Origin of the sequence: Hahella sp. NBU794 (assembly GCF_050749805.1) — a bacterium.
Taxonomy (GTDB): domain Bacteria; phylum Pseudomonadota; class Gammaproteobacteria; order Pseudomonadales; family Oleiphilaceae; genus Hahella.
The window spans coordinates 2,175,012-2,188,403 of record NZ_CP192738.1 but is presented as its reverse complement, the minus strand read 5'-3'; the positions used below and the strand labels follow the sequence as shown (position 1 = coordinate 2,188,403).

The following is a 13,392-nucleotide window of genomic DNA, read 5'->3' as shown; positions in this document are numbered from 1 at the left end:
ATTTGCTGAAAAGTTAGATTACGCCAGGGCCTCTTTAGCTTTCTGAACTACAGCAGCAAAAGCTGCTTTTTCGTTCATAGCCAGATCCGCCAGGACCTTACGGTCGATTTCGACGTTGGCGCGCTTCAGACCAGCGATCAAACGGCTATAGGACAGACCGTTGTCACGCGCACCGGCGTTAATACGGGCAATCCACAGCGCGCGGAATTGACGCTTACGCTGACGACGGTCACGGTAAGCATATTGTCCGGCTTTGATAACCGCTTGTTTGGCTACACGGAATACACGACTACGCGCTCCGTAGTAACCCTTGGCTTGATTCAGAACTTTCTTATGGCGACGGCGAGCCGTTACACCACGTTTAACTCGAGGCATATTTCAATCCTTCCGTATTAATTACTGGCAGAGCATACGCTTGATCAATGGAACATCCGAAGGGTTCACTTGCTTCTTAGGACGCAGGTGACGCTTACGCTTGGTGCTCTTCTTGGTCAAAATATGACTGGTGAAGGATTGGCGGTGTTTAAAGCCGTTAGCGGTTTTTTTGAACCGCTTCGCCGCCGAGCTTTTGCTTTTCATCTTAGGCATATGAATACTCCGCATTCATTTAGATATAAATGAGCAGCCTCTATATTGCTGAGAAGGCTACTTTTTCTTTTTCGGGGCTACCACCATCATAGCCTGACGCCCTTCCATCTTGGGCCTTTGCTCCACGACGCCGAACTCCTCCAGGTCTTTTTCGACCCTTTGCAGTAACTGCAGTCCGAGCTCTTGGTGAGCCATTTCCCGTCCGCGGAAGCGAATGGATACTTTGGCCTTGTCCCCGTGCTCTAGGAAACGTATCAGGTTGCGCAGCTTTACCTGATAATCCCCTTCTTCCGTCCCTGGTCGAAATTTCATTTCTTTTACTTGCGTCTGCTTCTGCTTTTTCTTAGCAGCAGCTTTCTGTTTCTTCTCTTCAAAAATCTTTTTCCCGTAGTCCATTATGCGGCAGACTACCGGGTCAGAATCCGCGATCTGCACTAAATCCAAGCCTTCCTGCTCTGCTTTTTCCAAGGCTTCTTTTATAGGAACTATACCGACCTGCTTCCCGTCGGATGCTATCAGCCGGACTTCGGGAGCAGTTATGTTCTCATTTATTTTTGGACGATCGGATTTGCCTTGTGGCGTATTGCGCTTAATCGTGTTTTCTCCGTGTTAATTAATCATTTTTAGCTACGGCTGCGTTTGGCTTCTTCATTTTGAAGCAATTCTTCAAACGCAGAAATGGACATTACGCCGAGGTCTTCGCCTTGACGAGTCCGGATAGCTAAACATTGAGTTTCGACTTCTTTGTCCCCGACCACTGCCAAAAAGGGGACTCTGTTCAAAGTATGCTCGCGAATTTTATAGTTGATTTTTTCGTTTCTCAAGTCCAGACGCACCCTAAACCCTTTATCATTCAGGATTTCGCCTATTTTTTTACAATAATCCGCTTGTTTGTCGGTAATATTGAGGATTGCCACTTGAGTTGGCGCCAGCCAGGAAGGGAACGCCCCTTCGTAATGCTCGATGAGAATGCCGATAAATCTCTCAAAGGAGCCCAAAATCGCCCGGTGCAACATGACAGGCGTTTTTCGGACCTGTTCATCGGATACGTACTGCGCACCTAAGCGGCCCGGCATCGAGAAATCCACCTGCACAGTACCACATTGCCACAGACGCCCCAGACAGTCTTTCAGTGAAAACTCAACCTTCGGACCGTAAAACGCGCCCTCACCGGGCAATTCATCCCAAGGTAAGCCTTTGGCGTCCAGCGCATCAGCCAGCGCTTTTTCTGACTTATCCCAGATTTCGTCTGAACCCACGCGCTTTTCTGGACGCGTGGACAGCTTGTAGATGATCTCAGAGAAGCCGAAGTCCGCATAAACCTCGTGCAGGAAGTCTATAAACTTGCCGACTTCTTCCTGGATTTGCTCTTCCGTACAGAAAATATGTGCATCATCCTGCGTGAAACCACGCACTCGCATCAGGCCGTGAAGCGCGCCAGAAGCTTCATTACGGTGACAGGAACCGAACTCGGCCAGTCGCAGCGGCAGATCACGATAGCTGCGAAGCCCTTGATTAAACACCTGAACGTGACAGGGGCAGTTCATCGGCTTGATGGCGAAGTCGCGATCTTCAGACTGAGTGGTGAACATATCGTCGCGGAACTTCTCCCAGTGTCCGGACTTCTCCCACAAAGTGCGCTCAACCACTTGAGGCGTTTTGATTTCTTTGTAGTCGTGCTTGCGCAGTTGCTTACGCATGTATTGCTCGATTACCTGGTACAAGGTCCAGCCGTCAGAGTGCCAGAACACCATGCCTGGCGCCTCTTCCTGCATGTGGAACAGCCCCAGTTTTTTACCGATTTTACGGTGATCGCGCTTTTCCGCTTCTTCGATTCTGTGCAAATAAGCCTTGAGGTCCTTCTTGTTACCCCAGGCTGTGCCATAAATACGCTGCAGCATGGCATTGTTGGAATCGCCACGCCAGTATGCGCCCGCCACTTTGGTCAGTTTGAAGGCTTTGATTTTACCTGTGCTGGGAACGTGCGGGCCGCGGCATAAATCAATGAAGTCGCCCTGAGAGTAGAAAGACAGGTTTTCTTCGGTTGGAATACTGGCGATGATTTCGACCTTATATTCTTCACCCATTTTCTTGAACAGCTCTACCGCCTCGGAACGAGACATCAACGAGCGGGTGACCGGCAAATCGGCGTCGGATAATTCCTGCATCTTTTCTTCGATCTTAACCAGATCGTCTGGAGTGAAAGGACGCTCAAACGCAAAGTCGTAATAAAAGCCGTCTTCGATAACCGGACCGATAGTTACCTGTGCACTGGGAAAAATGCTTTGCACCGCCATCGCCAGCAAGTGGGCGCTGGAGTGTCTGATCACTTCCACGCCTTCAGGGTCCCGCTCCGTTACAATCGCCAGATCGGCGTCTTTATCAATAACATGAGAGCAGTCGACCAGTGTTCCATCCACTTTACCCGCCACGGCGGCTTTGGCCAATCCGGGACCGATGTCGGCAGCGACATCCAGCACGGTTACAGGGTTGGAAAATTCTCTCTTACTGCCGTCAGGCAATGTAATTACGGGCATAAAAAACTATCCTTCACCAGTGGTGGTCCATACCAAAGACCACTTGCACACAAATTTCAGGGGCACAGATTCTAGCAACTATGCGTCTGCGTTACCACGCCAAAAGCGCTCAGGCATGCGATTGTTTCTTGATTTTACAGTTAAAGCCTATATAACTCTGACAGAGTAACCGAATTATAAAACCCTGTCGGCAAAGCCTGACTCTCCACACTCACCGGCGCTCCAAGGAAGTATAACGTCGTCGCCGGTTAATAAAGGCTCCAGCCGACCATAACAACAAGGCGCCATCAGACTCCATGAAAACCATAGCGGTATACAATCTCAAAGGCGGGGTAGGAAAAACCGCCACCGCCGTCAACATTGCCTATCTCAGCGCCGGAAGCGGCCAGCCAACACTTTTGTGGGACTTTGACGCCCAAGCGGCGGCGAGTTGGTACTTTCAGGTTGAGAACAGCAAGCGTAAGAAGGCGAGCAAGCTGATCAAGGACAAGCTTGCGCTGGGGGAGTTAATTCAGGGAACAGGTTATGACCGACTGGATATCATCCCCTCCGATATGAGCAACCGTAATATCGACGTCAATCTCACCGGCGTCAGCGGAGGCAAGCTCGACTCCTGGTTATCCATGCTAAGCGAGACTTACGGCGTGCTGGTACTAGACTGCCCCCCTACTTTATCGGAACTGGCGTTACGCATACTCAAAGCCGCCGACGCCGTGCTGGTCACAATGATACCGACCCATCTGTCGTTTGAAACTTATCGTCATGTGTCGGAGATGATGGAGCAGAAGAAAATCGATTTGGCCAAGCTGTATCCCGTGTTGACCATGATTGATCGCCGCAAGAGCATTCACCAGGAGTTCACCGCCAGCTGCAAAAAAACGCTTGGCAAGACGCCTATCGGCTTTATACCTTACTGTAGCGATGTGGAAAAGATGGGGGAGTTTCGCGAGCCCTTGCCGGTATTTGCGCCCAGGTCGCCGGCCACCCTCGCCTATCAGCTGCTCTGGGACAACATACGTAAAAAAGCTCTGCGCCGACGCTAAGGTCGGCCTTGGGGAAACAGACTCGACGATCAGTTACCGATCATGCCCATTTCCCGATAGTATTTTTCAGCGCCGGCGTGCAGCGGCGCGGTCAGACTATCGAAGATCATCTGTTCTTTCTTCAGATTAGCCAGCGCGGGATGCAAGCGTCGAAACAGATCGAAGTTCTCGAACACCGCCTTAACCACACTGTAGACCACCTCATCGGACACCGCCGTCGTCGTCACAAAGGTAGCGCCAACACCGAAGGTGTTCACGTCCCGCTCATTACCCCGATACATTCCACCGGGCACCACAGCGCGGCGATAGTAAGTGTTGGCGCGAATGAGCTTGTCGATTTCGTCACCTTCCACCGACACCAGCACGCTGTCGCACAGAGTTGTCGCCTCTTTCACTGCGCCGCTTGGATGGCCCACGATATATAGCATTACGTCAATCTGGCCGGAACATAGCGCTCTCGGTTGTTCGATAGCCTTGATTTCCGAGGCGGACTTGAAATCATTGAGGGACCAGCCATACGCATTCATCAGCACTTCCATGGTGCCACGCTGGCCAGATCCTTCATTACCCACATTGACCCGCTTACCCTTCAAGTCCTTAAAACTTTTCACATTGGCGTCTTTACGCGCCACGATGGTAAACGCCTCCGGGTGGATAGCGAACACGGAGCGTAGCTCCTTATGAGGTCCTGCTTCTTTGAAAATACTGCTGCCATGGTAGGCATGAAATTGCCAGTCGGACTGCACAACTGCGAAGTCCACTTCACCGGCGCGTAATGCGCGCAGGTTGTAGGGCGACCCGTCCGTGCTCTCAACGAAGCAGCGAAAGCCATATTCCTTACTGGACTTGTTCACCAACCGACAAATTGCGCCGCCGGTAGGAAAATACACTCCGGTTTCATTGCCGGTAGCGATACTGATGTGAGAAGGCGTGTCTGCGGAATACGTCAATGTGGCGCATAGCGCTGCAATGCTCAGAACCAAGAAGCGCAGCATAGCGTTAATCAATGGCATTGGGAGATGAGTACCTGCTTTCAAGACTGCTTTACGTAAACCGGGTGATGTATAGGCCCGCAAGCCGCTTTACAACCCAATTTACTATTCAATTCCAGACGCTTACCAATTAATTATAGTCAAAGAAGGGCCCTTGACCGGGCCCGTTCGTTACAGAGATATACGACGACTATATCGTCTGACGTGTCAAACGCCCCCTTCCGCGGCTTTCGCCTTGGCGACCATCTTCTCTGGATTAAGCAGAAAACGGGCCAATGCCGGCAGCAGCCACAATGCGCCAACCATGTTCCAGAGGAACATAAAGAACAGTAACAGCCCCATATTCGCCTGCAGTTTGATGGGCGAGAATATCCAGGTGCATACGCCAATCGCCAGCGTAATCCCCGTAAACATCACCGCCTTACCCGTGGAGCGCAACGTTTCGAAATACGCATCCTGCAAGCTTTTGCCTTCCAGGATATAGTGTTCAAACTTGGTGTAGATATAGATGCCGTAATCCACGCCAATGCCCACTCCCAGTGCAATCACCGGCAAAGTTTCAACTTTGATGCCAATCCCCATCTGCGTCATCAGCGCTTCGCACAGGATTGAGGTCAAGCCAAGGGGTACAACGATACACAACACCGCGCGGATAGAACGGAACGTGACAAAACAGAGTACGCTGACCACCGAGTAAACGAAGATCAGCATCAGGTCCTTGGCTTTGGAAATAACCTGGTTCGTGGCCGCATCCACGCCGGCGTTGCCCGCCGCCAGCAGCAATTGGTAGTCGTCATTGGCGTTCTCGCGTGAGAAGGCCTCTATGGTGTCCACCACCCGCTGCAAGGTTTCCGCCTTGTGATCCTCCAGGAAAGCCAACAAGGGCGTCATACTGCAGTCAGAGTTCACCAGCCCGGACGGCGCACGCTGGATGGAAGAGTTGATAATCTGCTGATTACGGGACAGTTCGTACCACTTGAAGTTACCTTCATTCAGCGCTTTGGTGACGATTTTGGATACAGTCGCCAACGAGGCGGTCGACTCGACGCCAGGCGTGTTTTCCAGCACCCACTGCAGATCATCCATTCCTTTCATGACCGGATAACTGGAGCATTTTTCCTTATCCGTCTTCACCATCACCACCATGACGTCCGAGCTGGTGCTGTAGTTGTTGATGATAAAGTCATTGTCTCGGTTGTATCTGCTGTCAGGGCGCAGTTCAGCGGCTCCCTTGTCCAGATCGCCGATCTTCAGGCCTTGCTTGTAGTAAATCCCCAGGCCGGCGCCGACCAATGCGATCAACAAAGATACTCGCGCCACCGAAGGATGTGCGAAATAAGACATGCGCAGCCATTTTCGGTCGCGCTCTTCGCCCCGGTTCTTCTGATGCTTGATCCCAGACTTGGTGATGCCCACATAGGAAAGAATAATCGGGTGCAACACCAGGTTAGTGATGATGATCACCGCTACGCCAATGCTGGCGGTGACTGCGAGATCCTTGATGACGTCAATCTTAATAAACAGCAGCGTCAGGAAGCCCATCGCGTCGCTCACCAACGCCAGCATCCCAGGGATATACAGCGCCCTGAACGCCAAACGCGCGGAAGTGGTGGCGTCAAACCCACGAGCCGACTCAATGGACATTGCGTTGACGATTTGTACGCCATGGCTGATGCCGATAGCGAACACCAGAAACGGCACCAGAATAGAGTAAGGATCAATCCCATATCCCAGCAGACGCAAGATCCCGACCTGCCAGATCACCGCCACGATGGAAGCCAGAACCGGCGTCAAAGTGCCGGACCAACAGCGCGAGTACCAGTACAACAGCACGATGGTAAGCACAATGGCGACCAGGAAGAACAACACGACAGAGCGCATGCCTTCGATCAGATCCCCCAGCTTCTTCGCAAAACCAATGGCGTAGATATGAATATTGGGGTTTTGCGCCTGAAACTTCTCCCGGATATTCGTCTCCAGATCACGAGAGAATTGTTCGTAATTCAGCGATTGCCCGGTATCCGGGTCCACCTCCAGCAGAGGCGCATAAATAATGACTGAGCGGAAATTGTCCGCCACCAGCCTTCCCACTTCGCCGGAGCGCAAAATATTCTGGCGCAGCTTGTCCAGGCTTTCCTGACTGCCGTTGTACCCATCGGGAATAACTGTTCCGCCCTGAAAACCTTCCTCGGTAACTTCCACCCAACGCACATTGGGGGTCCATACAGAACGTACGCCAGAGCGGTCCACGCCGCGCAGATAAAACACTTCATCCGTAATCTGCTTCAGAGTTTCCATGTAGGAATCAGTAAAGATATCCCCCTCCTCGACGGCCACCGCGATACGAATGGAGTTCCCGAGATTCTCCAGGTCGTCCCTGTTCTCAAGCATATTCTGGATGTAAGGGTGCTCCAGCGGGATCAATCTCTCAAAGCTGGAGTCCGGCTTGATTTTGGCCGCGCTGAAAGCCATGAAAACGGTGATCGCCAGGAAAGCGATAAGAATGATCAGGCGGTTGTTAAACACCAGCCGCTCCAGCCACGGCTCCGCCTTCGGCGTTAAAATGAAGTGATCGCCTTGATCGTGTAACTTGTTCGACATTCAAGTTTCCCCTGTCTGATTATTCTACTGTGGGTTGCTATCGAACTATGGCTAGTTCAGCTTGCTTATGCTTTTGAGGACTTTCACGCCGCCCTCGCCGACTAGCAACAATTGGTCGGGAGACAGGAATGTCGCCGCCAACAAGCCCAGGCGGTTCGCCTGCGGATGCACCTTGAAGTCTTCGCCGAAGTTCTGGCTTAACAGCATAACGCCGGAATTGCCGACGACCGCCATGCGGCCACCCTCGCCTATCGCAGCGCTCATCAGCGACTCCTCTACATCAACCCCCACGCGATCCCATGTGGAGCCCGAATCCTGGGAATAGAACAGATGCCCACGCAGACCAAATACAAACACTTCATTAACGTTGCCATTACCGCTCACGCCGAACAGTGAGCCGTCATAAGGCGACTCAAGGGTTTCCCAGGTTTCGCCAAAATCCGTCGAGCGGAAGACGTAGCCTGCCTCGCCGACAATAAACATGGCGCCGCCGGTGATCTGCGCAATCGCATTCAAGTGAAAGCGTTCGGTGTTTTCCAGCCTGGGCGCCCAGTTGGTCCAACTGGCGCCGCCATCTTCCGTATGAAAGAAAAATCCATAGGCGCCGACAACAAAACCTTCCTGCGCATTCTTAAACCAAACGTCTAGCAGAGGCTTGCCCGGGCCGACTTCTGCATCCGCCATGGCGTCTTCAAGAGCAAAGCTGGCGTCTTCAAGCTGATACTCCAGATCTGACGCCTCCTCTTCTGGAGCCGTTTCCAGTTGCGCCTTCAAATTCGCTACGCGCTTCTGCGCCTGCGCGATAACCATCTCGTTCGCGGCCACACCGTCAAACTGCTTGCTCCAATTGACGCCGCCATCCTCTGTATGCAGCACCACTGCGCCGTGGCCCACCGCCCAGCCTTGCTTGGCGTCCACAAAATACAGGGAGGTCAGTAATGTCGACACAGGCGAATTGGCCTGCGTCCAGCTTCCTCCCTGATCATCGGAATAAATGATATGGCCCCGTTGCCCAACCGCCACCAGGCGCTCGCCAGCTTTCACCACGTCCACCAGCAACGTGGAGGGCGCCAATTCAGTTTTCATTGCCGGAGTGCTGAGCACATCGCCCGCCAGCGACCAAGGAGAGTTCAGCGACGCACATAACGCGCACGCGAACGTCATTTTCCGCAGAACCGTCGTTAACTTCATTTATTCCTGCCTTTTTCTGAGCCCATCACTGTCTACGCCCACTTATTCCTTTTGCACATTGCGCCTCACGGCGCCCCTTAAAAAATTAGCCGCTATCGCGCCAACTGCAAGCGCTCTAGCGTATGCCGCGCCGCCGCAGCGACTGCGGACTGAAGTAACGGCGATCCGGCACTTCATTGGTGAACACCCGCGTGGAACGCTCTTCGCTGTCCAAGCCCTGTACGTGATACCGGCGCGCCTGCAAATCGTAAAACACGTCCAACGCCGTCCATGTGGAGGGCAGCTCGTAGAAGTTTTTCAGGAACGCCATACTGACGCGCCACAGCTCGCCACGGCCGTCGTACTGATCCACCAAGGCGATATTCCAGCTGTCCTCATCGATATAAAACACGCGCCGGGAATAGATATGCCGCTCGCCCGCTTTGAGCTTGGCCTCGATGACATGCACCCGATGCTTTTCAAAACGGGTGTAGTCAGGATTGATATGGGAAACGCCCAGCACATCCGCATACTTCAAACCGACCTGGGATATTTGATAGCTGTTGTAAGGAATATACATTTCCTTCAGCCCCAGGTAGTTCCAGTCATAGCGATCCGGAGCGCCGTTATACATATCCGTGTCATCCGCCGTACGCAGATTGTCCGAGGCGGCGATTGGCGAGTCATAGGCCAGATTCGGCGCTCTTCTGACACGTCGTTGCCCGGCGTTATAGCCCCATGCCTGGCGGGGTTCCTTCACCTGATCCAGGGTTTCATGCACCAACACCGCCCCGCCAGCGAGACGCGCAGGAGAAATGGTGAACGACAGATAGTAGAACAGGATATTCTTCAGATCCTTTTCGCTGCCTTCCGGGTTATAAAAGTTCCAGAACACTTCCTGCTGAGAGTTAACCAGACTGAACTCGCCGTTGCGCTGCACCGCCGTTTCCGATGCGCGACGGGTGACGAATACGCCGCGCCAGCGCGTAAGATGGTTCCAGATCGCCTGCAACGCCTTGCGCTCGTTCGAACCATGCAACACGGGGAATGGAATGCCGCCATAGGCGCCGGTAACGCCATTTCCATCTTTGGTCAGATCGGCTTTGACCGCGTTTTCATAGGTGTTCTGATTCACCCAGTCCGGCGCGGAATGCGAGCGTCGGGTAACGTACACCGGGATCTTGAATGTGGTGGGATAAGTCTTAAACAGCGCCTTTAACCCTTCACTCAGATACTTTTCGTATTTGGTGAAGTTCTGGGCTGTAATTACTTCTTTAGGTTTATCTTCTTTAAAGGGGTCCGGATGGTGCTGCCCCTCCCGCTGATATTCTTTCGGAGGTTGAGTAATCCCCCCTTCCCAACGGGGAATGTCAGCGCCATTGCCTTCGCGAATTGCGCCGAAAGGAGTGAGCTCTCCCGTTAGTTTTTTGGCTTCAGCGGGACTGACGGCCGCCCCTGCGCAGGCGGCGTATAAGGAAAACAGCAATAAGCTTCCAAGCAGTACTTTTTTATTCTGCATCATAGATACTCTTATTCCTAATCGAAGACAGCTGGATTATTGAACGACTCTTTCGGCGGACGCGGCGCTCAGCTGAGTGATTGAGCGCCGGACTTAGAGGTCATCTCCTGCTTTATTCTTATTTTTGCTCTGCTTCAACAGGGCTTTATTGTATGTAAAAGCTTAGTTCAGCAAGTAATTTTGTCTATTCCTCCGGGACTTAACGGACTTTTATCGACATTTTCTCTACAAGTTACGCCTATTTCAGGCTCTTTGACACCACTTCGTACGCATCTCTGGACAGGCCGGGATGCGCCATGATTTCCTGCAGCTCTTTCTGCATAAGCGCAGAGCGCTGCGGCTCCAATTTACGCCAACGAGTCAGAGGCGTCAGCAGACGGGAAGCAATCTGCGGATTCAGACCATCCATTTTTATGATCCACTCGCGCAGGAAGCGATAGCCGGAGCCGTCTGCAGCATGGAAGTGACGCCAGTTCTGCCCGCCAAAGGTTCCAATCACCGAGCGGACTTTGTTTGGATTGCGCTCAGAGAACAGCTCATGGGCCGTCAAAGCCTGAATGCTTTCCAGTGCGCCATGATGCTCGCTGGCCGCCTGCACGCTGAACCACTGCTCCATGACCAACTGATCTTTCTTCCACTTACACAGGAAGTCAGCCAACGCCGATTGCCCCGCCTCAATATCCGGCCCGTTAACCAGAGCGGCCAGAGCGCCGAACTCGTCTGTCATAGTCTGCGCCTGCTGCATCTGCAGCTTCGCCAAGGAGACGAATTCTTGCGCGCCGCCCTGAGCGAGCAGCATCAAGCAGGCGTTCTTATAAGCTCGCAGGCCCATGGAAACGCTGTCTAATGCATTGCCCGACTGAGCGTGAAGCTGACGATATTTGCTCAACAACAACTCCGACAAAGACGCGCCGATTCGCTCATGCACCCGCTGACGGGCGTTGAGGATGGCGTCGACATGGACCACTTCGGCTTGTTCCGCCAGCAGCGAAACACCGGGCGTCTGCACCATTTTCGCCAGCATGGCGTGGTCGCCTTTGTCATCCAGCAATACCTGGCGCATGGCGTCGATGTAGCGTTCGTCGATTTCCGCTTGTTCGCCTTGCAACTCAGCATTTATCAACTCATTGAAGACGGAAACAGCCAGTTTCTGTCCCGCATCCCAACGGTTGAAGCCATCGCTGTCAAAAGACATGAGGAAAGTAAGCTGATTTCTGTCATAGGGATAATTCAGTCGCACTGGCGCAGAGAAACCACGCAACAGCGAAGGCGTCGGTTTTTCCGTTACGCCGGTGAAAACAAAGCTTTGTTCGGACTCTCTAACCTGCAGGACTCGGGTGAGATCGCCATCCGCGCCGGAGGCTTCGCCCTGACCTGCTTTCAGTGTCAAGGACATGTCTTTGCCCGAACTGTCCAGCAGACCAACCGCCAACGGAATCTGGAACGGCTGCTTTTCCTGTTGCCCTGGCGTAGGAGGACAGCTTTGTTTGACGTCGAGACGGTACTCTTTCGTCTCCGCATCATAATGATCCGTCACTGACACCACAGGCGTTCCGGACTGACTGTACCACCGCTTGAACTGAGCAAAGTCTTGCCCGCTGACTTCTTCCATACAGGCGACAAAATCATCGGTAGTCACTGCCTGCCCATCAAAGCGGGAGAAATAAAGATCAGAACCTTCGCGGAACTTCTCCGCTCCCAACAGCGTGTGCAGCATGCGCACCACTTCACTGCCCTTCTCATATACGGTCAGGGTGTAGAAGTTAGAGATTTCCATATAGGAATCCGGGCGCACCGGATGCGACATAGGACCCGCATCCTCGGCGAACTGCATAGTACGCAGCAAGGCGACGTCTTCGATGCGCTTCACAGCGCGCGAATGCATGTCCGCAGAAAATTCCGCGTCGCGGAAAACAGTAAAACCTTCTTTCAGGCTCAACTGAAACCAGTCGCGACAGGTCACCCGGTTGCCGGACCAGTTGTGGAAGTATTCATGAGCGACAATCGCCTCTATACGCTGAAACGCGCTGTCTGTAGACGTTTCCGGGTTCGCCAGCACACAGGAAGAGTTGAAGATATTCAGCCCTTTGTTTTCCATCGCGCCCATGTTGAAATCGCTGACGGCGACGATATTGAAGATATCCAGGTCATATTCACGGCCATATACTTCTTCGTCCCAGGTCATGGAGCGCTTGAGAGAGTCCATGGCGTGGCTGCACTTATTCAGGTCCTGCGGTTCGACATAGATACGCAGTTGCACTTCGCGCCCACTCATGGTCGTGAAGCTGTCCTCCACCCAGCGCAGATCGCCGGCGACCAGAGCAAACAGATAACAGGGCTTCTTGAAAGGATCTTCCCACTTAACCCAATGACGATCGCCGCTCTCACCAGAAGCAACAGGATTGCCGTTGGACAGCAGTACAGGATAGCGCCCCTTCTCCGCTTCAATCGTAGTGGTGAAGGAGGACATGACGTCCGGGCGATCCAGATAATAGGTAATGCGACGGAAACCTTCCGCCTCGCACTGAGTACAGAACATCGAACTGGAGCGATACAGCCCTTCCAGACAGGTATTCTCCTGCGGCTTGATCCAGGTGACCACGGTCAGCACGAACTGCTTGGGCAAACGCTCCAGTCTCAGCGTCTCGTCGTCCAGCTGATACTCATCCGGGTTCAGCGTGCGCCCGTCCAGCAGCAAACGCTCCAATTGCAGCTCAACGCCATCAAGCTCCAGAACGTCACGAAACGCATCAGCGTCAGGATTGCGCCTGATGTGGAGCTGAGAAGTGACTCGGGCCCCATCTTCATAAAGCTGGAAGTTCAGGTCCGTGGCGTCGATCAAAAAGTCCGGTTTACGATAATCTTTCAGATAAATAGTGCGAGGTTGACTTTCTTTCATAGTAATTATGCTCAAGTTTTCCGTAGGCGAGCTTCCATATACG

The 13,392-nt window shown here is 52.9% G+C and carries 10 protein-coding genes; 1 reads left to right on the top strand and 9 read right to left on the bottom strand.

Going from position 1 to position 13,392, the window contains the following annotated elements:
• Positions 1-18 precede the first annotated feature (18 nt).
• The 4 genes from rplT to thrS form a co-directional block, all read right to left on the bottom strand.
• Positions 19-375, bottom strand: a complete 357-nt coding sequence (rplT, locus tag ACQYWX_RS09820; RefSeq protein ID WP_011398344.1) for a 50S ribosomal protein L20 — start codon at positions 373-375, stop codon at positions 19-21.
• Between the two features lie 21 nt (positions 376-396).
• Entirely contained in the window at positions 397-588 is a 192-nt protein-coding gene (gene rpmI, locus ACQYWX_RS09815; RefSeq protein ID WP_011398345.1) for a 50S ribosomal protein L35, read from the bottom strand.
• Positions 589-645: 57 nt separating this feature from the next.
• Positions 646-1,104 (bottom strand): translation initiation factor IF-3, encoded by a 459-nt coding sequence (gene infC / locus ACQYWX_RS09810; protein WP_431689507.1) that lies wholly within the window; start codon positions 1,102-1,104, stop codon positions 646-648.
• Between the two features lie 107 nt (positions 1,105-1,211).
• Positions 1,212-3,125: a threonine--tRNA ligase gene (gene thrS / locus ACQYWX_RS09805; protein WP_431688642.1), complete on the bottom strand. Its 1,914-nt coding sequence runs from the start codon at positions 3,123-3,125 to the stop codon at positions 1,212-1,214.
• A 296-nt stretch (positions 3,126-3,421) separates the two neighbouring features.
• On the opposite strand from thrS, the gene ACQYWX_RS09800 reads away from it, so the two are divergent.
• Positions 3,422-4,168, top strand: a complete 747-nt coding sequence (locus tag ACQYWX_RS09800) for a ParA family protein (RefSeq protein WP_279502186.1) — start codon at positions 3,422-3,424, stop codon at positions 4,166-4,168.
• A gap of 29 nt (positions 4,169-4,197) precedes the next feature.
• Here the strand turns inward: ACQYWX_RS09800 and ACQYWX_RS09795 are convergent, their stop codons facing one another.
• The 5 genes from ACQYWX_RS09795 to pepN all read right to left on the bottom strand — a co-directional run bounded on the left by ACQYWX_RS09795 (position 4,198) and on the right by pepN (position 13,349).
• Positions 4,198-5,181 (bottom strand): TAXI family TRAP transporter solute-binding subunit, encoded by a 984-nt coding sequence (locus ACQYWX_RS09795; protein ID WP_216737063.1) that lies wholly within the window; start codon positions 5,179-5,181, stop codon positions 4,198-4,200.
• A 186-nt stretch (positions 5,182-5,367) separates the two neighbouring features.
• Positions 5,368-7,761, bottom strand: coding sequence for an efflux RND transporter permease subunit (locus tag ACQYWX_RS09790; protein WP_431688641.1), 2,394 nt, complete (start codon positions 7,759-7,761; stop codon positions 5,368-5,370).
• Between the two features lie 51 nt (positions 7,762-7,812).
• Entirely contained in the window at positions 7,813-8,952 is a 1,140-nt protein-coding gene (locus ACQYWX_RS09785) for a WD40/YVTN/BNR-like repeat-containing protein (RefSeq protein WP_431688640.1), read from the bottom strand.
• A gap of 115 nt (positions 8,953-9,067) precedes the next feature.
• A complete protein-coding gene (locus tag ACQYWX_RS09780) occupies positions 9,068-10,453 on the bottom strand; it encodes a DUF1329 domain-containing protein (protein WP_431688639.1) in 1,386 nt (461 codons plus the stop codon).
• 235 nt (positions 10,454-10,688) lie between these two features.
• Complete coding sequence (gene pepN / locus ACQYWX_RS09775; protein WP_431688638.1) at positions 10,689-13,349, bottom strand: aminopeptidase N; 2,661 nt, start codon at positions 13,347-13,349, stop codon at positions 10,689-10,691.
• Between the last annotated feature and the right edge of the window lie 43 nt (positions 13,350-13,392).

What these genes read in the sequence shown, in the direction of transcription:
- rplT (WP_011398344.1), bottom strand. Translation starts at nt 375, where the DNA reads ATGCCTCGAGTTAAACGTGGTGTAACGGCTCGCCGTCGCCATAAGAAA.
- rpmI (WP_011398345.1), bottom strand. Translation starts at nt 588, where the DNA reads ATGCCTAAGATGAAAAGCAAAAGCTCGGCGGCGAAGCGGTTCAAAAAA.
- thrS (WP_431688642.1), bottom strand. Translation starts at nt 3,125, where the DNA reads ATGCCCGTAATTACATTGCCTGACGGCAGTAAGAGAGAATTTTCCAAC.
- ACQYWX_RS09800 (WP_279502186.1), top strand. Translation starts at nt 3,422, where the DNA reads ATGAAAACCATAGCGGTATACAATCTCAAAGGCGGGGTAGGAAAAACC.
- ACQYWX_RS09795 (WP_216737063.1), bottom strand. Translation starts at nt 5,181, where the DNA reads ATGCCATTGATTAACGCTATGCTGCGCTTCTTGGTTCTGAGCATTGCA.
- ACQYWX_RS09790 (WP_431688641.1), bottom strand. Translation starts at nt 7,761, where the DNA reads ATGTCGAACAAGTTACACGATCAAGGCGATCACTTCATTTTAACGCCG.
- ACQYWX_RS09785 (WP_431688640.1), bottom strand. Translation starts at nt 8,952, where the DNA reads ATGAAGTTAACGACGGTTCTGCGGAAAATGACGTTCGCGTGCGCGTTA.
- ACQYWX_RS09780 (WP_431688639.1), bottom strand. Translation starts at nt 10,453, where the DNA reads ATGATGCAGAATAAAAAAGTACTGCTTGGAAGCTTATTGCTGTTTTCC.
- pepN (WP_431688638.1), bottom strand. Translation starts at nt 13,349, where the DNA reads ATGAAAGAAAGTCAACCTCGCACTATTTATCTGAAAGATTATCGTAAA.